Origin of the sequence: Streptomyces ambofaciens ATCC 23877 (assembly GCF_001267885.1) — a bacterium.
Lineage (GTDB): Bacteria > Actinomycetota > Actinomycetes > Streptomycetales > Streptomycetaceae > Streptomyces > Streptomyces ambofaciens.
The window spans coordinates 3,251,415-3,274,808 of record NZ_CP012382.1; the positions used below are offsets into that span (position 1 = coordinate 3,251,415).

General features: G+C 73.7%; 18 protein-coding genes. 5 read left to right on the forward strand and 13 right to left on the reverse strand.

Annotated features, from left to right (window positions below; genetic code table 11):
- Positions 1–4: 4 nt before the first annotated feature.
- The 9 genes from SAM23877_RS14440 to SAM23877_RS14475 form a co-directional block, all read right to left on the reverse strand.
- The gene (locus SAM23877_RS14440) at positions 5–619 is read right to left on the reverse strand and encodes a hypothetical protein (protein ID WP_053132022.1); all 615 of its coding nucleotides are present in this window, start codon (positions 617–619) and stop codon (positions 5–7) included.
- Between the two features lie 155 nt (positions 620–774).
- Entirely contained in the window at positions 775–2,232 is a 1,458-nt protein-coding gene (gene ahcY, locus SAM23877_RS14445) for an adenosylhomocysteinase (RefSeq protein WP_053132025.1), read from the reverse strand.
- Between the two features lie 338 nt (positions 2,233–2,570).
- Positions 2,571–3,551 (reverse strand): cation diffusion facilitator family transporter, encoded by a 981-nt coding sequence (locus tag SAM23877_RS14450; protein WP_053132028.1) that lies wholly within the window; start codon positions 3,549–3,551, stop codon positions 2,571–2,573.
- A 154-nt stretch (positions 3,552–3,705) separates the two neighbouring features.
- Entirely contained in the window at positions 3,706–4,857 is a 1,152-nt protein-coding gene (manA, locus tag SAM23877_RS14455; RefSeq protein ID WP_053132032.1) for a mannose-6-phosphate isomerase, class I, read from the reverse strand.
- Positions 4,858–4,928: 71 nt separating this feature from the next.
- Positions 4,929–6,056, reverse strand: coding sequence for an SIS domain-containing protein (locus SAM23877_RS14460; protein WP_053132042.1), 1,128 nt, complete (start codon positions 6,054–6,056; stop codon positions 4,929–4,931).
- A 58-nt stretch (positions 6,057–6,114) separates the two neighbouring features.
- Complete coding sequence (locus SAM23877_RS37395) at positions 6,115–6,285, reverse strand: Trm112 family protein (protein ID WP_079030204.1); 171 nt, start codon at positions 6,283–6,285, stop codon at positions 6,115–6,117.
- A 525-nt stretch (positions 6,286–6,810) separates the two neighbouring features.
- Positions 6,811–8,175 (reverse strand): phosphomannomutase/phosphoglucomutase, encoded by a 1,365-nt coding sequence (locus SAM23877_RS14465; protein ID WP_053132045.1) that lies wholly within the window; start codon positions 8,173–8,175, stop codon positions 6,811–6,813.
- A gap of 247 nt (positions 8,176–8,422) precedes the next feature.
- Positions 8,423–10,039, reverse strand: coding sequence for an L-lactate permease (locus tag SAM23877_RS14470; protein WP_053142470.1), 1,617 nt, complete (start codon positions 10,037–10,039; stop codon positions 8,423–8,425).
- A 134-nt stretch (positions 10,040–10,173) separates the two neighbouring features.
- Positions 10,174–10,596, reverse strand: a complete 423-nt coding sequence (locus SAM23877_RS14475; protein WP_073729114.1) for a DUF3499 domain-containing protein — start codon at positions 10,594–10,596, stop codon at positions 10,174–10,176.
- Positions 10,597–10,890: 294 nt separating this feature from the next.
- Here SAM23877_RS14475 and SAM23877_RS14480 point away from each other — a divergent pair, with 294 nt between their 5' ends.
- Positions 10,891–11,346 (forward strand): metallopeptidase family protein, encoded by a 456-nt coding sequence (locus SAM23877_RS14480; protein WP_162492150.1) that lies wholly within the window; start codon positions 10,891–10,893, stop codon positions 11,344–11,346.
- A gap of 49 nt (positions 11,347–11,395) precedes the next feature.
- Here SAM23877_RS14480 and SAM23877_RS14485 read toward each other — a convergent pair whose 3' ends face one another.
- The 3 genes from SAM23877_RS14485 to SAM23877_RS14495 all read right to left on the reverse strand — a co-directional run bounded on the left by SAM23877_RS14485 (position 11,396) and on the right by SAM23877_RS14495 (position 17,183).
- Positions 11,396–12,886, reverse strand: a complete 1,491-nt coding sequence (locus SAM23877_RS14485; protein WP_053132054.1) for a DUF5719 family protein — start codon at positions 12,884–12,886, stop codon at positions 11,396–11,398.
- On the reverse strand, positions 12,883–16,677 hold the full coding sequence (locus tag SAM23877_RS14490; protein WP_079030205.1) for a glycosyltransferase family 2 protein: 3,795 nt from the start codon (positions 16,675–16,677) through the stop codon (positions 12,883–12,885). The genes SAM23877_RS14485 and SAM23877_RS14490 overlap by 4 nt, the downstream gene beginning before the upstream one ends.
- 242 nt (positions 16,678–16,919) lie before the next feature.
- A complete protein-coding gene (locus SAM23877_RS14495; RefSeq protein ID WP_003975777.1) occupies positions 16,920–17,183 on the reverse strand; it encodes a WhiB family transcriptional regulator in 264 nt (87 codons plus the stop codon).
- A 687-nt stretch (positions 17,184–17,870) separates the two neighbouring features.
- Here SAM23877_RS14495 and SAM23877_RS14505 point away from each other — a divergent pair.
- The 4 genes from SAM23877_RS14505 to SAM23877_RS14520 all read left to right on the forward strand — a co-directional run bounded on the left by SAM23877_RS14505 (position 17,871) and on the right by SAM23877_RS14520 (position 21,801).
- Positions 17,871–18,374, forward strand: a complete 504-nt coding sequence (locus SAM23877_RS14505; RefSeq protein ID WP_053132070.1) for a cysteine dioxygenase — start codon at positions 17,871–17,873, stop codon at positions 18,372–18,374.
- A 33-nt stretch (positions 18,375–18,407) separates the two neighbouring features.
- Positions 18,408–19,367: a 2-phospho-L-lactate transferase gene (cofD, locus tag SAM23877_RS14510; RefSeq protein WP_053132073.1), complete on the forward strand. Its 960-nt coding sequence runs from the start codon at positions 18,408–18,410 to the stop codon at positions 19,365–19,367.
- A complete protein-coding gene (locus SAM23877_RS14515; protein WP_053132078.1) occupies positions 19,364–20,707 on the forward strand; it encodes a coenzyme F420-0:L-glutamate ligase in 1,344 nt (447 codons plus the stop codon). Before cofD ends, SAM23877_RS14515 begins: the two co-directional genes overlap by 4 nt.
- Before the next feature lie 83 nt (positions 20,708–20,790).
- Positions 20,791–21,801, forward strand: a complete 1,011-nt coding sequence (locus SAM23877_RS14520) for a DNA-3-methyladenine glycosylase family protein (RefSeq protein ID WP_053132081.1) — start codon at positions 20,791–20,793, stop codon at positions 21,799–21,801.
- A gap of 435 nt (positions 21,802–22,236) precedes the next feature.
- Here SAM23877_RS14520 and manB read toward each other — a convergent pair whose 3' ends face one another.
- Positions 22,237–23,319, reverse strand: coding sequence for a mannose-1-phosphate guanylyltransferase (gene manB, locus SAM23877_RS14525; protein WP_053132084.1), 1,083 nt, complete (start codon positions 23,317–23,319; stop codon positions 22,237–22,239).
- Positions 23,320–23,394: the final 75 nt, after the last annotated feature.

A 23,394-nucleotide genomic window follows, 5' to 3' on the forward strand; every position in this document is an offset into this window, starting at 1 on the left:
ACGCTCACGGGAACACGGACGGCGGTGACTCCAGGTCCTCCAGCTCGATGCCGGGGGCCGCGAGGACGACGTCGCCGGTGATGTGCACGGCGTACTGCTCGCCGGTGTCCAGGGCGGTGACCTGGTATTCGTCCACGGTCAGAGGGCCGTTGTCAGTGGCGTGTGCTTCTCTGTGGAGCAAGGCCCAGGACTGGTCCACGGTGCGGGGGGCGAGGACCGGGTCCGTGAGGGCCACGAGGCGGACACGGGTTGCCGATCCGGAGGGGGTGAGGCGCAGGAGGCGGGCGACGGCGACGAGGAAGGCCGGGGACGAGCCGGTGAAGGCGTGGGCGCGCGCATTGCCTTCGGTGGCGTGGACTCCGGTGGGGTCGGTGCGGACCCAGGTGACGCCGTCGATGGCCGCGCCCCGTACCTGCCAGCTCGCGGCGTGGAGTTCGAGGCGGAGGGGGCGGCCGAGTTCGTCGAGAGCGAGGTCGACGGAGCCGTGGTGGTCCCCGGTCGGCGTGGTCAGCCGGGAGACGTAGCGCCAGCCGGAGGGGCCGGGGGCGCACTGGAAGTGTTCTTCTCCGAGGGGGGTGTGGTCGTGCGGATCGTGGAGCGAATAACGGCCGCGGGGCATGGTGGTCCTGGGTGGTGACGGGCTGCTGGTCCGGCCGCTGAGGCGCCAACGGGGCAGGCCCCCGGCACGGGGGTGCGGGGGCCTGCCTCGGAGGAGCCGGCGGTCGGCGGGTACGTGTGCGTGCATGACGCGTACCCGCCGACCGCGACGCGGGCTCAGTAGCGGTAGTGGTCCGCCTTGTACGGGCCCTCGACCTTGACGCCGATGTAGTCGGCCTGCTCCTGGCGGAGCGTGGTCAGCTTGACGCCGAGGGCGTCGAGGTGGAGGCGGGCGACCTTCTCGTCCAGGTGCTTGGGCAGCACGTACACGTCGGTCGGGTACTCGTCGGGCTTGGTGAACAGCTCGATCTGGGCCAGGGTCTGGTCCGCGAAGGAGTTGGACATCACGAACGACGGGTGGCCGGTGGCGTTGCCCAGGTTCAGCAGGCGGCCCTCGGACAGCACGATGAGGACCTTGCCGTCGGGGAAGGTCCAGGTGTGGACCTGCGGCTTGACCTCGTCCTTGACGATGCCCGGGATCTTGGCGAGGCCGGCCATGTCGATCTCGTTGTCGAAGTGGCCGATGTTGCCGATGATCGCCTGATGCTTCATCTTGGCCATGTCCGAGGCCATGATGATGTCCTTGTTGCCGGTCGTCGTGACGAAGATGTCCGCCTTGTCGACGACCTCGTCCAGCGTCGTGACCTGGTAGCCGTCCATCGCCGCCTGCAGGGCGCAGATCGGGTCGATCTCGGTGACGATCACGCGGGCGCCCTGGCCGCGCAGCGACTCCGCGCAGCCCTTGCCCACGTCGCCGTAGCCGCAGACCACCGCGGTCTTGCCGCCGATGAGGACGTCCGTGGCGCGGTTGATGCCGTCGATCAGGGAGTGGCGGCAGCCGTACTTGTTGTCGAACTTCGACTTGGTCACCGCGTCGTTGACGTTGATCGCCGGGAACAGCAGGGTGCCGTCGCGGTGCATCTCGTACAGGCGGTGGACGCCGGTCGTGGTCTCCTCGGTGACGCCGCGGATCTCGGACGCCAGCTGCGTCCACTTCTGCGGGGTCTCGCTCACCGTGCGGGTGAGGAGTTCGAGGATGACGCGGTGCTCGTCGGACTCGGCGGTGTCGACCGAGGGGACCTTGCCGTCCTTCTCGTACTCGACGCCCTTGTGGACGAGGAGGGTGGCGTCACCGCCGTCGTCCAGGATCATGTTGGGGCCGCCGGTGGGGGTGTTCGGCCAGGTCAGAGCCTGCTCCGTGCACCACCAGTACTCCTCCAGGGTCTCGCCCTTCCAGGCGAAGACCGGGACGCCCTGCGGGTTGTCGGGCGTCCCGTTCGGGCCGACGGCGATGGCGGCCGCGGCGTGGTCCTGGGTGGAGAAGATGTTGCAGGAGGCCCAGCGGACCTCGGCGCCCAGGGCGACCAGGGTCTCGATGAGCACGGCGGTCTGCACGGTCATGTGCAGGGAGCCGGTGACACGGGCGCCGGCGAGCGGCTGGGCCTCGGCGTACTCCTTGCGGATCGCCATGAGGCCGGGCATCTCGTGCTCGGCGAGGGTGATCTCCTTGCGGCCGAACTCGGCCAGGGAGAGGTCGGCGACCTTGAAGTCCTGTCGGTTGTCGACAGTCGTCATTGCGAGCTGCTCCTCGTGTTGGGTCGAGGGTGGGTACGGCTGACCTGCGCGGCGGCGGACACAGGGGTGCCCCGAAGAGGACACAGGCATGCCCGCGTGCGCGCAGCGCAGTCCGTCGGAGGCCCTCTCTCCCTCGGCCGGTCCGTGCTCGGACCGCCCGACCGCCATCAGCAGCGACGTCTGGCTCCGTCCCAAGCTACACCGGTGTGCCCGCCGTCCCCAGTCCGCCTCCGATCACTTCCGGACGTATCCGAGGTGTCACGGGGTGCGCAGGGGCGGACGCCGCCGGGGCCCGCCGAGTGGATCGGCGGGCCCCGGGGGCGTGGGAACAGGGGGTGTCAGTGGGCGGCGGGCGGCGTGCTCGGGCCGCCGGGGGCCGCCTCGCGGTCCGGCCCCTTGGCGGCCTCGGTCTCGTTGTAGATGTCCGGCTCCAGGTAGATGACGCGGGCGATCGGGACGGCCTCGCGGATGCGGGCCTCGGCCGCGTCGATGGCGGAGGCGATCTCGGTGGCCGTGCCGTCGTGGCGGACGGAGATCTTGGCGGCGACGAGCAGTTCCTCGGGGCCGAGGTGGAGCGTGCGCATGTGGATGATGCCCGTGACCGTGTCGCCGTCGACGATCGCGCTCTCGATCCGCTCGACGGCCTCGGTGCCCGCGGCCTCACCGAGCAGCAGGGACTTGGTCTCGACGGCCAGGACCAGCGCGATCACGATGAGCAGCACGCCGATGCAGAGGGTGCCGATGCCGTCCCAGACCCCGTCGCCGGTGAGCAGGGCGAGGCCGACACCGCCGAGGGCGAGGATCAGGCCGACGAGGGCGCCGAGGTCCTCCAGGAGGACGACGGGCAGCTCGGGGGCCTTGGCGTGGCGGACGAACTCCTTCCAGGACTTCTTCCCGCGCAGGGTGTTGGACTCCTTGATGGCGGTCCGGAAGGAGAAGGTCTCGGCGATGATCGCGAAGACCAGGACGCCCACCGGCCAGTACCAGTGCTCGATCTCGTGGGGGTGCTTGATCTTCTCGTAGCCCTCGTAGACGGCGAACATGCCGCCGACCGAGAAGAGCACGATGGAGACGAGGAAGGCGTAGATGTACCGCTCGCGGCCGTAGCCGAAGGGGTGTTGGGGGGTGGCGGCGCGCTGGGCGCGTTTGCCGCCGAGGAGCAGGAGTCCCTGGTTGCCGGAGTCGGCGAGGGAGTGCACGGACTCGGCGAGCATCGACGACGATCCACTGAAGAGGAACGCCACGAATTTCGCTACCGCGATCGAGAGGTTGGCGAGCAGTGCCGCCACGATCGCCTTGGTTCCGCCTGACGCGCTCATGTGTCGCGTTGTCCCTTCGCCTTCGTCTGCGTCCGTACGCCGGTGGGGGCTCGGCCGGTCATCGGCTTTGCCCCTCCTTTGCGGTGCGCCATTGTTGCAGCCCGCGCGGGCCCCGACGTGCCGGATGCCCCGTCGTACGCCCGTCAGACCTGCGTCAGACGAGCACGGTGGCCCGGAAGAGCGTGCCGGTTCCGGACACTTCGGCCTTTTCTCCCGCGGCCGCGAACAGGGACTGTCCGGGGGTGAGTTCGTGTTCGCCCACTCGCAGGGTGCCCGCCGTGCAGAGCAGGATCTGCGGGGTGGGCCGGGTGAGGTCGTGGCTCCCGGAGCCCTCCGGGAGGACGTGCCGGGACAGGCGGAACTCGTCGATCGGGGTCTCGTAGACCTCTTCGCCGTCGGGGGACGCCTCGGGGCGCAGGACGCCGGGGTCGCCGGCCTCGAAGCGGACGATGCGCAGCAGTTCGGGGACGTCGACGTGCTTGGGGGTGAGGCCGCAGCGCAGGACGTTGTCGGAGTTGGCCATGATCTCGACGCCGAGGCCGTCGAGGTAGGCGTGCGGGATTCCCGCGCCGAGGTACAGCGCCTCGCCGGGCTGCAGCCGTACGTGGTTGAGGAGCAGGGCGGCGAGGACGCCGGGGTCGCCCGGGTAGTGGTGGGCGATGTCGGCATAGGGCGCGTAGGCGCCGCCGAGGCGGTGGCAGGCGGCCGCGGTCTCGGTGACCGTGCGGGTCATCTCCTCGGGGTCCGCGGTCAGGATCGCGGTGAGGACCTCGCGCAGGGCGGCGTCCTCGGGGTGCGCGCGTAGCAGGTCGACGTAGGGCTTGAGGGAGGCGACGCCGAGGCCGTCGAGCAGGTCCGCCGTCTCGGCGGGGGCGCGGAAGCCGCAGAGGCCGTCGAACTCGGTGAGGGCGCAGATCAGTTCGGGCTTGTGGTTGGCGTCCTTGTAGTTGCGGTGCGGGGCGTCCAGCGGGACGCCCCGGCGCTCCTCGTCCTCGTAGCCCGCCCTGGCCTGGGCCAGGTCGGGGTGGACCTGGAGGGAGAGCGGGGCGCCGGCGGCGAGGAGCTTGAGGAGGAAGGGCAGCCGGGGGCCGAACTTGGCCACGGAGGCGGCGCCCAGTTCCTTCTCGGGGTCGGCGTCGACGACTTCGGCGAGGGTGCCCCGGCCGGTGCGGGAGGGGGCGCCGGGGTGGGCGCCCATCCACATCTCCGCCTGCGGCTCCCCGGTCGGCTCGGTCCCGAGCAGGGCCGGGATCGCGGTGGTGGAACCCCAGGCGTAGGGGCGGACGGTGTTGTCGAGGCGGTCCATGGGCTCTCTCTGCCGGTGCGTGTCCAGTGCGGGTCCTGCGTACGAAGACGTACGCGATGGTGCGTACGAGATCAGGCGCCCGAGGCGAGCGCCAGGTAAACGGCGGCGAAATCCGTGACGGCGATCAGTTCGGCGAGGGTCTCCAGTTCGTCGCCCAGTCCCGGCTCCAGCTCGCTGATGGGCGTGTCGTGACCGAGGGCCAGGTCACGGGCGCCCGGGGCGGCGGAGAGGCCGCCGATGGGGCGGTCGCGCAGGAGCACTACGCGCGCGTGCAGGGCGGGTGCCTCCTCGACGCGGTCGCGGAAGAAGTCGTCGGGGTCGGCGCCGGCGGCGAGTCGGCCCGCGAGCAGGGCGTTGTGCGCGTCGAGCGCCTCGGGGAGTTCGGCGACGACGGCCGGGGTGCCGGAGAGTTCGGCGAGCGCGGCGGCGAAGCGGCGGCCCGCCGGTCCGGCCGAGGTGCCCTCGGTCCAGACGACCGGGAGGGAGTCGGCCAGCTCGGCCGCCAGGGTCTTGGCGGGGTTGCTGTAGGTCACGACGGCGGGCCCGCAGCGCTCGGCGACGCGGTCGAGGCGGTCGGCGACCTTCTCGATGGCGTCGGGCGGCGCTTCGAGCAGGCCGGTGCGGTCCAGCAGGGCGAGGAGCGGGGTGAGCAGCGCCCACAGGACGCCGGGGGCGGCGCCGGCCAGGGGTTCGTCGTGGTCGTAGGGCGCGGTCGCCATCGGGATGAACAGGCCGTGCGAGCCGTTCACCGCGTCGCTGAGCGGGGTCCGGGCGGGGGCGACGGCGACGACCGTGCAGCCCCTGCGGTAGGCCTGTTCGGCGAGCAGGGCGAGGCCCGGCTCGGTGCCGTCGGGCGTGGCGATCAGCAGGAGGTCGACGGAGCCGGCCCAGCCGGGCAGTTCCCAGTGCAGGGCGCCCGCGGCGGGGGCGACGCCGGTGGGGGCGAGGCGGGTGACCGGGCTACCGGCACCGGCGAGGGTGCCGAGGAGGTCGGCGGCGTGGGTGGCCGCGGCGCCCGGACCGGCGATCAGGACGGCGCGGGGGCGGCCGTCGGGCCTGAGGTCACCGACACCGGCCTCGACGGCGTGCCGGGCGGCGGTGCGTACGCGGGCGCCTGCCTCGGCGGCACCGCGGAGCAGGCCGCGGCGGTCGGCTTCGGTGAGGCGCTCCGGTGCGTCCAGGAGCGATTCGTCGAGCATGGCGGCAGTCTCCGATCGCCGGGGCGTTCGTTCGGTTGCGCGGGCGCCTGACCGGCGTTCATCCGGGGCGGCGGGCCTCGTCGACGAGCAGGACGGGGATGCCGTCGCGGACCGGGTACGCCAGGCCACAGTCCTGGCCGGTGCAGATCAGCTCCGCGTCCCGCTCCTGGAGGGGGGCGTGGCAGGCCGGGCAGGCGAGGATCTCCAGGAGGCCGGCTTCGAGCGGCATGGGGGTTCCCTTCGGGGCGGTGGGGCTTGTGCGGATGTGCTGGTCAGGGTACCGCCGGTCACGGGGCCGGTGGCGGGGACGGGTGGGTGTCGCGGAACCCGGCATCGGTGACCGCGGGAGGGGTGGGTCCGTGACCGGGGGAAGGGTCGTCGGCGACTGCGGGCCGGGGTGTCGGTGACCGCAGGTGGGGCTTCGGTGACCGCGGGAGGGGTGATCGGTGACCGCGGGGAGGATCGTCGGCGACCGTCGGCCGGGGCATCGGCAACTGGCCGGGGCTTCGGCGACCGTCGGCCGGGGCTTGGGCAACTGGCCGGGGCGTCGACGACCGCAAGCCGGGGCGTCGGCAACTGGCCGGGGCTTCGGCGACCGCAGGTCGGATCGTCGGTGACCGGCGCTGCGGGGTGTCTCCCGCGTCGGCGGTGGCGTGCGCTCCCTCGGGGCCCCAGCGCCCGCCCGCGCCGTTTCCGGGGCTGCCCGACGGGTCGTACAGGCACCCCCGGCGGCTGCTCGCGGTCGGTGTCGTGTTCACGACCGGATGATCGCCAGGGCCTCGTCGCGGACCTTCGCCATCGTCGCCTCGTCGCGGGCCTCGGCGTTGAGGCGCAGCAGGGGCTCCGTGTTGGACGGGCGGACGTTGAACCACCAGTCGGCGGCGGTGACGGTCAGGCCGTCCAGTTCGTCGAGGGTGACGCCGTCGCGGCCCTCGTAGGCGGCGCGGATCGCGTCGAGGCGGGCCGTCTGGTCGTCGACGGTGGAGTTGATCTCGCCGGAGCCGGCGTAGCGGTCGTACTGGGCGACCAGGGCGGACAGCGGGCCGTCCTGCTCGCCGAGGGCGGCGAGCACGTGGAGGGCGGCCAGCATGCCGGTGTCGGCGTTCCAGAAGTCGCGGAAGTAGTAGTGCGCGGAGTGCTCGCCGCCGAAGATGGCGCCGGTCCTGGCCATCTCGGCCTTGATGAAGGAGTGGCCCACGCGGGTGCGTTCCGGTGTGCCGCCGTTCTCCGCCACGACCTCCGGGACGGACCAGGAGGTGATCAGGTTGTGGATGACGGTGCCCTTGCCGCCGTTGCGGGCGAGCTCCCGGGCGGCGACCAGGGCGGTGACCGCGGACGGGGAGACCGGGTCGCCGTCCTGGTCGACGACGAAGCAGCGGTCGGCGTCGCCGTCGAAGGCGAGGCCGAGGTCGGCGCCTTCCTCGCGGACGCGCTTCTGGAGGTCGACGAGGTTGGCCGGGTCGAGCGGGTTGGCCTCGTGGTTGGGGAAGGTGCCGTCCAGTTCGAAGTACATCGGCACCAGGTCGAGGGGCAGGCCGGCGAAGACCGAGGGGACGGTGTGACCGCCCATGCCGTTGCCCGCGTCGACGACGACCTTCAGGGGGCGGATGGAGCTGAGGTCGACCAGGGACCGCAGGTGGGCGGCGTAGTCGGCGAGCGTGTCCCGCTGGGTGACCGTGCCCGGCCGCGTCGCCGGCTCCGGGGCGCCGGAGGTGCTCCAGCCCTCCACCAGGGCGCGGATCTCGGCGAGGCCGGTGTCCTGGCCGACGGGGGCGGCGCCCGCGCGGCAGAGCTTGATGCCGTTGTACCGGGCCGGGTTGTGCGAGGCCGTGAACATGGCGCCCGGCAGGTTCAGCGCGCCGGAGGCGTAGTACAGCTGGTCGGTCGAGCACAGGCCGATCACGGTGACGTCGGCGCCTCGGGCCGCGGCCCCGCGCGCGAAGGCACCGGACAGGCCCGGGGACGACGGCCGCATGTCGTGGCCGACCACGATGGCGCGCGCGCCGGTCAGCTCGACGAAGGCCGCGCCGAACAGCTCGGCCAGCGTCTCGTCCCACTGGTCCGGAACGACACCGCGCACGTCGTACGCCTTCACGATCTGCGACAGATCAGCAGCCACGGCCAGCCTTCCCTCAAGTCCTGTCGGAGCCCACAAACTACCCGTAAGGACGGACCGGGCGTCGTGCGGTTCCCAAAGGGCAGAGCGAGGTCAGAGCGAGGTCAGGGCGAGCTCGGAGCGGATCGGGGCCATGTCGGGCCGTCCTGGGCCGTGTCGGGCCGTGCCGGCTGCGCGGGGGCCAGGGGCACGGGGCGAGGGTCACGGAGCGCGGAGCGCGGAGCAGGGGACGAGGGTGCAGGGGACGGTGTCAGGGCAGCATCCAGCCCAGGACCGGTGTGGACTGCCCGACCACGATCAGGCACATGACCAGGAGCAGACCGAGGCTCCAGGGCAGCACCTTGCGCAGCAGGTCGCCCTCGCGGCCCGCGAGTCCGACGGCCGCGCAGGCGATGGTGAGGTTCTGCGGGGAGATCATCTTGCCGAGGACGCCGCCCGAGCTGTTGGCGGCGGCGAGCAGCTCGGGTGACAGGCCCGACTCCCGCGCGGCGGTCACCTGGAGGGCGCCGAAGAGCGCGTTGGCGGAGGTGTCGGAGCCCGAGACGGCGACGCCGAACCAGCCGAGCACCGGTGAGAGGAAGGCCAGCCCGGCGCCGGCCGCCGCGACGAAGTGGCCGATGGTGGCGGCCTGTCCGGAGAGGTTCATGACGTAGGCGAGGGCCAGCACGGAGGTGACGGTGAGGATCGCGAACCGCAGCTCGTGCACGGTCGCGAGCCACTCCTTGACGGCCACGCGCGCGTGCACGCCGAGGACGACGGCGCTGACCGCTCCGGCGAGCAGGACGAGGGTGCCGCCGGTGGAGACGATCGGCCAGGAGAAGACGTTTCCGCCGACCGGGTTCCCCGCGGGGTCGGCCACGTCCAGGAAGGGCCAGTCGTAGGTCCGGGTCGCGCGGGCCAGCCAGTCCTTGACCGCCGGGATCTGCGCGACGGAGAAGACGGCGACGATGAGGGCGTAGGGCGCGTAGGCGCGCAGGACCTCCCGGCGGGGGTCGTCCTCGTCCAGTTCCCCGCTCCTCGCGCCGGTCAGCACGGACGCGCGCACGGGCTCGGCGGCGGGCCGGCGGGCCTGCGGTACGGCGACCAGGGCACCGGCGCCCAGGAGGGCGGCGGCGATGTCGGCGAGTTGGGCGGAGACGTAGTTGGAGGCGACGAACTGGGCGACGGCGAAGGCCACACCGCAGGCCGCCGCGGGCACCCAGGTCTCGCGCAGTCCGCGTCGCCCGTCGACCAGGGCGACCAGAAGCAGGGGGACGACGAGGGCCAGCAGGGGGGTCTGGCGGCCCACCACGGAGGCGACGTCGTCCAGCGGCAGTCCGGTGACCTGGGCCAGCGTCACCACCGGGGTGCCCATCGCACCGAAGGCGACCGGCGCGGTGTTCGCGACCAGTGACACGACCGCCGCGCGCACGGGGTCGAAGCCGAGCGCCACGAGCATGACCGAGCAGATCGCGACGGGCGCCCCGAACCCGGCGAGGGCCTCCAGCAGGGCGCCGAAGCAGAAGGCGACGACCAGGGCCTGGATGCGCGGGTCGTCGGACAGCCGTCCGAAGGAGCGGCGCAGGATGTCGAAGTGCCGGGTGCGGACGGTCATCCGGTAGACCCACAGGGCGTTCACGACGATCCACAGGATGGGAAAGATCCCGAACGCGGCCCCCTGGGCGGCGCTGGAGGCCGTCTGGTCCAGCGGCATGCCGTACGCCAGCCAGGCGACGAGCACGGCCGCCAGGAGGCCCGTGAGGCCCGCCAGATGCGCCTTCATGCGGACGCCGCCCAGCAGGACGAGGACGATCACCAGGGGCAGGGCCGCCACCAGGGCGGACAGGCCGAGGGAACCGGCGACGGGTTCCAGTTCCTGGACGTACACGGGCGCCTCCCCGGATTCCGCCATGCGAAAGCGGTTTCTCGTGACATCCGGAATGGTCGTGTCCGCGACAAGGTGACGTCAATGGGTGTGCCGCAACGGGCCGTACGGGAGGGGCCGGAGGTACGGGACGGGTCTCAGTTGTCCGGCGAACGCAGCACGCGCAGGTGGCCGCGGCGCGCGACCTCCATCGGATCGGCGGTCCGCGGACCGCCGCCGGCCTCGGCCGCCCGCTCCTGGGGACGGGCCGCCTCGCGCACCGCGTTGGCGAGCGCTTCCAGGTCGTCACCGCTGGGGCGGGCCGGGGCCGAGCCGTCGAGCAGGCGGACGACCTCCCAGCCGCGCGGGGCGGTGAGGCGCTCGGAGTGCTCGGCGCACAGGTCGTAGCAGTGGGGCTCGGCGTAGGTGGCGAGCGGGCCGAGGACCGCGGTCGAGTCGGCGTAGACGTACGTCAGCGTCGCGACGGCGGGACGGCCGCAGGCGGTGCGCGAACAGCGACGTACAGGGCTCACGATGTTGGACGGTACCGCACTCTTGAGCGGGCCGCGACGACTCCCCACCAGGTCACCACACCGTGTCGTGGTGTGAAACGCCCCACACGCCCCTCCGGACACACCGCTTTGACCTGCACGGACGCTGGTGCGCGGGATGTCCGGCGGTTCCGGCGGCGGTCGCGAACCGCTACGAACAGCGACATTTGCCCTGAGTTCGACGGTCACGGAGTGATGCGGAATCGAGCCCAAGCTTGGCTGGAACGGTCATCGGGCGACACGCCCCGCCAGGCGCTCCCGCACGGGCCGTCGTGCGTGTGCGGTCCGGCGCGCGGACGTGGCGGGGACTACCCTTCAGCGGTGATGGACAACCCCGTGACGCCCCGTGAGACCGGCCGCCCAGGACCCCGCCGTCGTGATCGCCACGGCCGGGGCATGCGCGGCCCGATCGCACCCCCGCAGGTACCGCTGGCCGCGAGCCGCGGCGAGATCTTCGCGGACCTGGTGCAGGACTCCGTGGAGCGCCTGGAGCGGCGGTGGCCGCAGCTCGCCGACATCGATTTCCTCGTCCTCGAGGTGCCGCGGCTGGACGGCGCCGCCGACCAGGCGTGGGACGACGAGGCGGTTCCGCTCGGGACGACGGTGCCCTCGCGGGAGGGGCGGCGAGGCCGCGTGATCGTGTACCGGCGGCCGGTCGAGATCCGGACGAAGGGGCGGGACGAGCGGGCGGCGCTCGTGCACGAGGTCGTCGTCGAGCAGGTCGCGGACTTGCTCGGGCTGACGCCGGAGACGGTGGACCCGCAGTACGGGGAGGACTGAGCGGGCGGTCGCGGCCCCGGGGCGCCGTGGCCCGCCGCCCGCGCGGCCGCTACCGCTGCAGCACCGCCAGGTCCTCGTCCGCGTGGGGTACGGCGACCGTCCCCCGGTCGTCGGGGAGGGTCTGCACGGTGAAGGACGCGACGTCGTCGTCCTGCCCGGTGAGCGTGCGGGCCCCGTGCACCGGGCCGCCCGAGACCGTCTCGACGGTCAGCGCGTAGGTGCCCTTCAGACCCGTCGGCACCGGAGCTTCGACGGCCTGGGTCGTGCCGCCCTTGATCGTGTACGTCCTGGTGGCCGCCGTACCGCCCTCGGTGCCCGCGGACGCCGTCACCCTGACCTTCGCCGCCTGTCCGGGAGCCGTCAGGGACAACGTCGTGCTCTTGGCGCGGTTGTCCGCCGCCGTCGCGCGCGCCCCGACCGGGGCGGCGGCCGGGATGAAGGCCGACTCCCGCTCCGCGCCCTCGCCCCGCACGACCCGGACCGCGGCCACGACCGGCACCGACCGGCCCGTCGGGGTCAGCGTCAGCGATCCCGCCTCGCCGCGCGTGACCTCACCGAGGTCGACTCCCGTCGTCATGCCGGCCTTGACGTGCACCGTCTCGTTCCCGGCGGGCGTGATCGGCCCGGTCGGCGAGGCGAGCCGCACCTTGAGGTCGGCGTCGGTGCCGCCGGGTGCGAACAGCACCAGGCGTACGGCGGTGGCGTCCTCGGGGATGCCCGGCAGCACGAGCTCGCCGGCCGGGTCCGCGGCCGCGGTCAGCCAGTCGCCGCCGGTCTTGTCGTCCAGGGCCTGCACCGCGGCCCCGACCCGCCCGCTGCGCACGCTGACGTGCACGGTGACGTCGGTCTCCTTCACGTCGCTGAGCGTGGACAGCAGCAGCGCCTCACTGGCGTGCGGCGCCACGGTGACGCCGTCCGCCACCGTGGTCTTCAGGGCGCCGTCCTTGCCGTACAGCTCGATGTCGACGACGGCCGCGGAGTCGTCGGGGTTGGTCAGGTGCACGTAGTCGGTGCGCTCGGCGGCCGTGGCCGCGCCCGGGAACCAGAACTCCGTGTCCGGCACGGTGCAGTTGACGCCCAGCAGTCCCCGGCCCGTGCCGGCGGCGACCTCCGTGGTCTGCTGCACCGTCCAGCCGGGGGCGTGGCTCCCCGTCGCGGTCCCGATCAGCGCGGGCGCCTCGGCCCCGGAGACCTCCCCCGCGACCGGTGCACCGGGCGCCTCGGGCTCTACGACGGGCTTCTCGGACTTCTTCCCGCTCTCGGTCTCCCCGGACGCGGTGCCCGAGGCCGCCGTCGTGAGCGCGGCCTCGCCCTTCTCGTTCGCGCCCTTCGTGACGGGCGTGAAGGAGGTGTACGCCGTCTCGGCGAGGTCGGACGTGCTGGGCGCCGGGCAGGACAGGCTGGTGCGCTCCACGGGCAGCCGGACGGCGGGCCCGGCGGTGTCCGCGCCGGTGGCGTCCGGTGAGGACACCGCCGCGAATCCGGTGACGGCGGCGAGCGCCGCCGTGCCGGCGATCAGGGACAGGGTGGTGCGCTTCACTGCTGGCTCCCGTCGGGACGCTCACTGCCGGTGCCGTGGGGATCGTGGGCCTGGGCAGGGTCGTACGGCCTGTCGTATCCGCCCGGGCCGTAGGTCCGGCCGTAGGCGGGGTCGTACGGTCCGGCCTGGGACGGGTCGGAGGGATCGCCGTAGGCGTACGGGTCGTACGGTCCCGCTTCGTACTGCCCGCCCTGACCGCCTTGACCGCCTTGGCCACCTTGACCGCCATGACCGCCCTGGTAGGCGTCCGCCTGGTAGGGGTCGCCCTGGTACGGCTGCTGCTGTGCGTAGGCGCCCGGGTCGTAGGGCGGCGCGCTCTGGTACTGCTCGCCGCCGTACGGGTCGTAGGAGCCCTGAGCGGTGCCGTCGTACCCCGTCGTGTCCCATGCGCCGTACGCCGGCTGCTGCGGGACCGCCGCGGGTGTCCCGGCGGGCGGGGCGCCCTCTGCCGAGGCGCCCTCGGCCCCGGGCACCGGCTGGGCGCCCGCCCCGGCCTCGGCCTCCGCCTCGGCCTGCGCCCGCAGTCGCCGGGCGCGGCGGCCCTCGCCCTCGACGGCCCCGGCGGGGACCGCTTCCTCCTCGGGCAGGTCGTCGTCGACGTCGCGGCGCCTGCCGGGCAGGGCGAGGACGACCAGGACCACGGCGAGCAGGCCCTGGGCCCAGAGCCAGGCGGTGTGGGTGAACGGCTCGTCGTAGGTGACGTCCAGCTCCCCGCCGGCGGCGGGGAGTTCGAAGCCCTGCGCCCAGCCGTCGACGGTGGTGCGGGTGAGCGGCTTGCCGTCCAGGGTCGCCGTCCAGCCCTCGGCGGCGGTGTCGGCGAGGCGCAGCACACGGCCGTCGGCGCCGGACGGGATCTCGGTGTGGATCTCGACGGGACCGGCGGCCACGGGCCGCGGCCCGTCGGCACCGGGGCCCTCGCCGGACACGATCGTCGCGCGCGCGACCTCCTGGTCCACCCGCCACAGGCCGCTGCCGTCCTGCTGGCTGAGCCGGTTGAGGCCGGGCGTGGCGTCCAGGACGCGGGTGACCTCGCGCGGCGCGCCCTTGTGCACGAGGACGTAGCGCACCGCGAAGCCGCCGAGCTGGTCCGCCTGGTCGGCGCCGGAACCGGCGACGAGGTTGGCGACGACCTTGTCGAGTCCGCCGTTGCCGCCGTCCCCGGCGGCGAGTTCGCCGTCGCCCAGGCGGGCTCCGGAGCCGCGCACCAGCGTGTAGCTCACATGGGTGGCGGAGTCGCTGTCGAGGACGAGGGTGCGGGCCTGGTCGTGGGTGCGGCTCTCCTCGGCGACGAACGCCGGCACCTGGACGGGGTCGCGTCGCTCCAGGGGTCCGTCGGCGCCGCCGATCATCCAGCCGGTGGCGGCGATCAGCGGTCCGACGGCCGAGGCGAGGGCGATCAGGGCGGCGACCGGCTGGCGCCAGCCGAAGCTCTGCTCGGCCACGCGTGAGCGTGCCCCGTCGGCGCCGAGGGTCGCGGCGGACAGCAGGGCGATGCCGTAGACGAGCGTGGCGGGTCCGGCCCAGACGGAGCGGTTGGAGAGCACCGCGAAGACCAGGGCGACCAGGGCGACGGTCCAGGCCGTGCGGATGCCCAGCTGCCGCTCGGAGCGCAGCAGCGCGGCCAGTGCGGCGAGCACGATGCCGACGAGGACCAGTCCGCCGACCGTGCCGGGGCCGCCGGGGCTGGCGCCGAGCAGGTCGAGGGCGGAGGCGGCCGAGGCGCCGTACTCCAGGCCGGCCTCGTCGAAGAAGCCGAACGGGAGCAGCGACAGCGACCAGGGGGCGAGGAGCAGCAGCGGGGTGCCGAGCTGGGCGAGGAAGCGCGGCCCGTACGCCGTGATGTCGCTCCGGCGCAGGACCAGGACCCCGGCGCCGAGGAGCAGCGCGACGGGCCACACGACGGGCGTGAAGGCGGTGGCGATCGTCAGCAGCAGCGCGTACGCCCAGGTGGCCCGCCAGCTGCCGCGGGTGCCGGACGCGTGGGTGAGGCCGGCCGCCGCGACCCCCGCGCGCGCGATGAGCGGGAGGAGCACGGCGAGGACGGCGGTGCCGAGGCGGCCGCCGGCGAGGGCGCCGGTGGCCGCGGGCAGGAAGGCGTAGGCGACGGCCGCCCAGGCGCGCAGCAGCCGGGAGGGGACGAGCGGGCGGGAGGCGAAGTACGCGGTGACGCCGGCCAGGGGCACCGAGCAGACCAGCAGCAGGGTGACGGCGAGTCCGGTGGAGCCCAGCAGCAGGGAGGCGAGCGTGGCGACGATCGCCAGGTAGGGCGGTGCGGAGGCGGTGCCGCCGGTGCCCACGGTGTGCCAGGCGTCGGTGTACCGCGACCACAGCTCGCCGGCGCCGGCCGGGGCGGGCAGCAGGGCGCCGCCCGCCAGCGCGCCGCTGCCGAGGAGGGCGCGGCAGGCGGCCAGGGTGACGAGCAGCAGCACCAGGAAGAGCAGCGGGCCGGGTTTGCGGGCGATGCGCTTGAGGCGGGCGAACTGCTCGATCTCCAGGAAGTCGGCGTCGTCGCCGCCGGGTCCGGACTCGATGCCGCCGCCGTGGCGTCCGGCACCGGTGGCCGTCTCGGCGTCGGAGCTGCCGACGAGGTTGCCCGCGACCTGTTCGACGGTGACCCGGACGGTCGCGCCGGGCGGCGGGAACAGGGCCCGCAGCTCGTCCTTCTCGATCTGCGGCCGACCGCGGTCCCGGCGTCCGGCGACGATGCGCTCGGGGCGCAGCAGAACGCTCAACAGGCCCCGGATCTCGTCGAGTGCCTGGCCGGGGACCTTGCCGACGAGGTAGGCGAGGGTGCGCAGCAGGGTGCCGACGACGATGCGCAGCAGCACCCAGGGCAGCACGGCCGTGCGGACGTTGACCAGGAGGGTGTGGACGGCGCCGGCCTTGTCCACCTTGTGCGGGGAGGCGGTGGTGCGGCCTGCGCAGTCGACGGCGCGGCGTTCGCGGGAGGCCGCCTCGGCGTGGCGTACGACCGCCTCGGGGGCGACGAGGACGCGGAGTCCGGCGGCGTGCGCGCGCCAGCACAGGTCGACGTCGTCGCGCATCAGGGGCAGTCGGCGGTCGAACCCGCCGAGCCGCTCGAAGACATCACGCCGGATCAGCATGCCGGCGGTGGACACGGACAGGACCGGCCGCACGTGGTCGTGCTGGCCCTGGTCCTGCTCCCTGCGGTCCAGACCGGTCCAGCGGCGGCCGGAGTTGGCGATGGAGACGCCGACCTCGAGCAGTTGCCGGCGGTCGTACCAGCCGCGGAGCTTGGGGCCCACGACGGCGACGTCGTCGCGGCCGAGTTCGTACTCGTTGTCCACGACGCGCAGCAGCTGGGCCAGGGCGTCGGGTTCGGGGGCGCAGTCGTCGTGCAGCAGCCACAGCCACTGCACCGGCTCTCCGTGGGGAAGCTCCGGCAGGTCGTAGGTGTCGTCGCGCCACGTGCGCGTGACGGGGTCCCAGCCGCTGGGCCGCTTCAGGTACGCCAGGTCGTCCGGGGTGAGGACGGGGGCGGTGCGGGCGGCCTCCTCGACGGCCTGGCCGAAGCCGGTGCGCCGGGCGAGGTGGAGCACCCGGTCGTCGCCGAGGGCCTCGGTGACCAGCCGGGCGGAGTCGTCGGCGCTGCCGGTGTCGGCGGCCACGGCGTACTGGACGGGGCGCTCCTGGCCGAGCAGCCCGGCGAGCGCGTCGGGCAGCCAGCGGGCTCCGTCGTGGGCGACGAGGACCGCGGTCACCACGTGGCGCGGGAACTCAGGTGCGGCAGCGAGGTCTTGCTGGGCTGCCGTGTGGCTGTGCACGGACATCGAGGTACGGGCCCCGGTTCGGTGGACTGCGGTGGACGCCCGTGCCTGTTGGGGGCGGCGGGGCGTCTCGGACGAGCGCCCACACTATCGGCTGGGCAGGACCGCGGACCGCCGCCTGTGGACAACCCACCCGCGACGGGCCGTTCCCGTCTTTTCCGCCGCCGCGTCCGGGTGCGTGCGCGGGTGCAGGTACGGGTGCGCGTACGTGTACGCGCCGGCCGCACCGCCCGTCGGACGGCGGGTCAGACGGCGGCCTTCTTCAGCCGGCGGCGTTCCCGCTCGGACAGGCCGCCCCAGATGCCGAAGCGCTCGTCGTTGGCGAGGGCGTACTCGAGGCACTCGGAGCGGACCTCGCAGGCGAGGCAGACCTTCTTGGCCTCCCGGGTGGAGCCGCCCTTCTCGGGGAAGAAGGACTCGGGGTCGGTCTGGGCGCACAGTGCGCGCTCCTGCCAGCCGAGTTCCTCGTCCGCGTCGTCGACCAGCAGTTGCTGCACCAGCTCGGTCATGTGCGCCCCTCGTCTGTCTTTCGCGTCCCCGTGATCCAGCCGTTATCGATTCCGGCTGAACGACACGAGTGAAATTACAAGTGTGCTGCTACGGGCGAGTCAAGCCGAGATCTGCTATTGGGTCCCTTATTCACTCTGCGGAACCAAGGCCATGCGGAAAGTGTTCAAATCGCCTTAAACCTTGACATACCAATGAGGCCCACAGGGACACCGATCCCGCGCAGCGCCTGCACCAGGAAGGACGACCCGGCGTTCGATCCCGTTCCGATACACACGCCGAAGCGAACCTGATCACAGTCGGATCACGGGATCGCAACGGGGGTTGTGCGCCCGGCTTGTGCGCCATGTGTCCCGGAAGCCGCCTGAGCAAACCTTTCACCTTTCAGATGAACCGGATGAGGTGAAGCACATCCCACATAACGGTCATCGAGTTGACAGTGCCGGTGTGAACCGCTGTCCTTGTGGGCATGCTCGCGAACTTGGCGCTCACCTCGACCCGCACCGCCGGGTCCCACGGTGCTGCCCACGTTCGCTGTAGCTGTTGTTGCTGTTCCGGTTGTTGAGCCCACCGCGCTCCGGCCGTCCTCGGATCCACGCGATCCGACTGTCTGTCCCCCTCGCCCCACCAGGGCCGTTCTTCGCCGTCTCCGCCTCCCCCGCACTCTCCTGCCGAGGAACCACCGCACCATGAACAGCGACAGCGACCTCCAGATCGCCGGCGACATCCTCGAAGTCCCGCACCTCCTCCAGGCACCGCGCGAGCACCCCGCGACGGTCGCCGAGTTCGCCGGCCTGGCCCGCGCCATCGCCGCCGACCGCTCCGAGTGGGAGCACCTCGTCCGGTACGACGCGACGACCCGCTGGTACCACCGGCTGCGCACCGGCCCCGGTTACGAGGTGTGGCTGCTGTCCTGGGTGCCGGGCCAGGGCAGCGGGCGCCACGACCACGGCCGGTCCTCCGGTGTGCTGACGGTCCTGGACGGCACGCTGACCGAGCGCACCGCGCGCGGCACGCGGGCGCTGGAGACGGGTGCGCAGCGGGTGTTCGCGCCGGGCTACGTGCACGAGGTGGGCAACGACGCGCTGGAGCCGGCGGTCAGCCTGCACGTCTACTACCCGGGGCTCACGGAGATGCCGATGCACTCGGCGCGGTGCGCGGGCGCCGGTGCCGGTGCCGTGACGACTGGCTGACGCGGTGTCGTACCCGCCTGCAAGACTGGGGCCATGCGCATTGTGGTTCTGGCAGGCGGCATCGGCGGTGCCCGGTTCCTGCGTGGTCTGAGGCAGGCCGCGCCGGACGCGGACATCACGGTCATCGGCAACACCGGGGACGACATCCACCTCTTCGGGCTGAAGGTCTGCCCGGACCTCGACACGGTGATGTACACGCTCGGCGGCGGTATCGACGAGGAGCAGGGCTGGGGGCGGGCCGACGAGACCTTCCACCTGAAGGAGGAGCTCGCGGCGTACGGCGTCGGCCCCGAGTGGTTCGGCCTCGGCGACCGCGACTTCGCGACGCACATCGTGCGGACGCAGATGCTCACCGCCGGTTACCCGCTCAGCGCGGTGACGCAGGCGCTGTGCGACCGCTGGAAGCCCGGCGTGCGTCTCATCCCGATGAGCGACGACCGGGTGGAGACCCATGTCGCCGTCGAGCTGGACGGGGAGCGCAAGGCGGTCCACTTCCAAGAGTACTGGGTGCGGCTGCGGGCCTCGGTCCCCGCCGAGGCGGTCGTCCCGGTCGGCGCCGACCGGGCGAAGCCCGCACCCGGCGTCCTGGAGGCCATCGCCGAGGCGGACGTCATCCTCTTCCCGCCGTCCAACCCGGTCGTCTCGATCGGCACGATCCTCGCCGTGCCCGGCATCCGGGAGGCCATCGCCGACGCCGGGGTGCCGGTGATCGGCCTGTCCCCGATCGTCGGGGACGCGCCCGTGCGGGGGATGGCCGACAAGGTGCTCGCGGCGGTCGGCGTGGAGTCCACGGCGGCCGCGGTCGCCGAGCACTACGGCTCGGGGCTGCTCGACGGCTGGCTGGTCGACACGGTCGACGCGGAGTCCGTCACGCGCGTGAAGGCGGCCGGCATCCTCTGCCGCGCCGTCCCCCTGATGATGACCGACCTCGACGCGACGGAGCGGATGGCCCGGGAGGCGCTGACGCTGGCGGAGGAGGTGCGGGAGGCGTGAGTGACGTCCTGCGGGCCGGCGCTCCCGGTGGAGCTCCCGCCGACCGGGAGGGCTACCGGGTGTGGGCCGTCCCCGGTCTGCCGGAGGTGCAGCCGGGCGACGACCTGGCCAAGCTGATCGCCGCGGCCGAGCCCGGACTGACCGACGGGGACGTGCTGCTCGTCACCTCGAAGATCGTGTCCAAGGCCGAGGGCAGGATCGTCCGGGCCGCCGACCGGGAGGCCGCGATCGACGCGGAGACCGTACGGGTGGTGGCCCGGCGCGGCGCCCTGCGCATCGTCGAGAACCGGCAGGGCCTGGTCATGGCGGCGGCCGGGGTCGACGCGTCCAACACCCCCGCCGGGACGGTGCTGCTGCTCCCCGAGGACCCGGACGCCTCCGCGCGCGCCCTCCGCGCCGGTCTGCGCGAGGCGCTGGGCGTGGACGTCGGCGTCGTCGTCACCGACACGTTCGGGCGGCCCTGGCGGGCCGGGCTCACGGACGTCGCGATCGGCGCCGCCGGGGTGCGGGTCCTCGACGACCTCCGCGGAGGCACCGACGCGCACGGCAACGCGCTCGGCGCCACCGTCGTCGCCACCGCCGACGAGCTCGCCGCCGCGGGCGACCTGGTCAAGGGCAAGGCCGCGGGGCTGCCCGTCGCCGTCGTGCGCGGGCTGCCGCTGGTGGTCACCGGGGACGACGGCGAGGGAGCGCGGGCGATGGTGCGCGGCGCGCGCGACGACATGTTCCGGCTGGGCACCTCCGAGGCGGTACGGCAGGCGGTCACCCAGCGCCGTACGGTACGGGCCTTCACGGACGAGCCGGTCGATCCCGGTTCCGTACGCCGGGCGGTGGCGGCAGCCGTGACGGCGCCGGCACCGCACCACACGACGCCGTGGCGCTTCGTGCTGCTGGAGTCGCCGGACTCCCGCACCCGTCTGCTGGACGCCATGCGGGACGCCTGGATCGCGGACCTGCGGCGGGACGGCAAGAGCGAGGAGTCGATCGCCAAGCGGATCCGGCGCGGGGACGTGCTGCGGAACGCGCCGTACCTCGTCGTCCCCTGCCTGGTGACGGACGGCTCGCACACCTACGGGGACGCCCGGCGCGACGGGGCCGAGCGGGAGATGTTCGTGGTGGCCACCGGCGCCGGCGTGCAGAACCTGCTCGTCGCGCTGGCCGCGGAGCGGCTGGGCTCCGCGTGGGTCTCCTCGACGATGTTCTGCCGGGACGTCGTGCGCGAGGTCCTGGAGCTGCCGGACGACTGGGACCCGATGGGCGCGGTGGCGGTCGGTCATCCGGCCGAGGAGCCGAAGGCGCGGCCGGAGCGGGAGGCGGAGGCGTTCGTCGAGGTGCGGTGAGCCTTCGGGGCGAGCCTCTACCCTCGTAGGGGCTGCTCCGTCAGCTCCGTCAGCTTTCCCTCACCGGTTCGAGGACCTCACTCGTGGCAGGACGCTTCGCCCCCCGGCCCACGCGCGCGACCGTGCGCGGTGGCGAGGCCGTCGTACCCGCGCACGGCAACGGTGTGCCCCGGCAGGCCCGCGTGCCGGGGAAGGCGCGGGTGTGGGTGCCGGACGGGCCGCTGGAGCTCGGGTTGGCGCTCGGTCCGCTGCGGCGCGGGCCGGGCGATCCGACGTTCCGCACCACGCCGGACGGATCGGTGTGGCGGGCCAGCCGCACGCCCGCCGGGCCGGGCACGCTGCGGGTCGCCGCGCGCGGCGGCGAGGTGCGGGGCGAGGCCTGGGGGCCGGGGGCGGAGTGGCTGCTGGAGCAGTTGCCGCGGATGCTGGGCGCCGACGACGATCCGTCCGCGTTCGTGCCCCGGCACCGGCTGCTGGCGCTCACGGCGCATCGGCGGCCGGGGCTGCGGTTGACCCGGACCGGGCTGGTGCTGGAGTCGCTGATCCCGTCGATCCTGGAGCAGAAGGTCACGACGCTGGAGGCGTACCAGGCGTGGCGGCTGCTCGTGCGCAGGTTCGGGGAGCCGGCGCCGGGGCCCGCGCCCGGGCGGATGTGTGTCATGCCGGCGGCGCGGACGTGGGCGCTGATCCCGTCGTGGGAGTGGCATCTTGCCGGGGTGGACGACAAGCGGGCGTCGACGGTCCTGCGGGCGGTGCGGGTCGCCGCGCGGCTGGAGGAGGCGGCCGGGATGGAGCCGGCGGCGGCGCAGGCCCGGCTGGAGCTGGTGCCGGGGATCGGGCCGTGGACGTCGGCGGAGACGGTGCAGCGCAGTCACGGGGCGGCGGACGCCGTGACGGTCGGGGACCTGCATCTGCCGGGGATCGTGGGGTTCGCGTTGGCCGGGGACCGGGACGCGGACGACTCCGTCATGCTGCGGTTGCTGGAGCCGTACGCCGGGCAGCGGCATCGGGCGGCTCGGCTGGTGCTGCTGAGCGGGCGGGTGCCGCCGAGGCGGGCGCCGCGGATGGCTCCGCGGGGGATCGAGCGGCTCTGAGCGGACCGGATCGCCGGGTGCCCGGGGGCTGGGGCGGGTGGGCGCAGCGAGCCGGCGTGGGGCGGGTGCCCAGGGGCTGGGCCGGGTGGGCGCAGCGAGCCGGCGTGAGCCGGGTGCCCAGGGGCTGGGCCGGGCGGGTGCAGCGAGCCGGCGTCGGCCGGGTGCCGCTGCGCCCACCCGTGCCGCCCCAGCGGCACGACTGCCCGCAGCTGGGTGGGCGGAGTGCTCGGGGCACGACAGCCCGCGGCTGGGCGGGGGGCTCGCGGCGCGGCTGCCCGCAGCTGGGCGGAGTGCTCGCGGCACGACTGCCCGCAGCTGGGTGGGCGGAGTGCTCGGGGCACGACAGCCCGCGGCTGGGCGGGCGGAGTGCTCGCGGCGCGGCTGCCCGCGGCTGGGTGGGGTGCTCGCGGCGCGGCTGGGCGGTGGCGGTGGTGGTTACGCGTCCGGGGAGAAGCGCAGGGAGGCCGGCGGGATGTGGGCGTCGCACCAGATGCGGGCGCCGGAGCGGAGTTCGTTGTCGGCGCCGATGACCGCGCCGTCGCCGATGACCGTGTCGGTGAGGACGGAACGGGTGCCGACACGCGCCCGGTTGCCGATCAGCGAGTCGGTGATGACGGCGCCCGGCTCGATGACCGCGCCCGGCAGGATCGTGCTGCCGAAGACCCGCGCGCCCTCCGCCACGAAGGCGCCCTCGCCGACCACCGTGCCTCCGGCCAGCTTGGCGTCGGGCGCGACGCGTGCCGTGGGCAGGACGAGACGGTCGCCGCACCGGCCCGGTATCGCCGGGGAGGGGGCGCGGCCGAGGACCAGGTCCGCCGAGCCGCGCACGAAGGCCGCCGGGGTGCCCAGGTCCAGCCAGTACGTGGAGTCGACCAGGCCCTGGAGGTGCGCTCCGGTGGCCAGGAGTTCCGGGAAGGTCTCGCGCTCGACGGACACCGGGCGGCCCGCCGGGATCGTGTCGATGACCGAGCGGCGGAAGACGTACGCCCCCGCGTTGATCTGGTCGGTGACGATCTCCTCGGGGGTCTGGGGCTTCTCCAGGAAGGCGAGCACCCGGCCCGTGTCGTCCGTGGGGACCAGGCCGTACGCCCTCGGGTCGGTCACCTTCGTCAGGTGCAGGGAGACGTCCGCGCCCGTCGTCCGGTGGGTGCGGACCAGCGCGCCGATGTCCAGGCCCGTCAGGATGTCGCCGTTGAAGATCAGGACGGGGTCGTCCGGGCCCGAGAGCAGCCGGGAGGCCACGTTGCGGATGGCGCCGCCCGTGCCGAGCGGTTCCTCCTCCGTGACGTACTCGATGTGCAGGCCCAGGGCCGAGCCGTCGCCGAAGTACGGTTCGAAGACCTCGGCGAGGTAGCTCGTCGCGAGGACGATGTGCTCGACGCCCGCCGCCTTGGCCCGCGCCAGCTGATGCGTGAGGAACGGCACCCCCGCCGCCCTGACCATGGGCTTCGGGGTGTGCACCGTGAGCGGCCGCAGCCGCGTGCCCTTACCGCCGACCAGGAGGATCGCTTCTGTCACCTGTCGTCTCTGCTTCCTGCCGGGACCGGCCGAACTGTCTCTTTCGGCCGGCCAGTGTATGCAGACCGTTCCCTG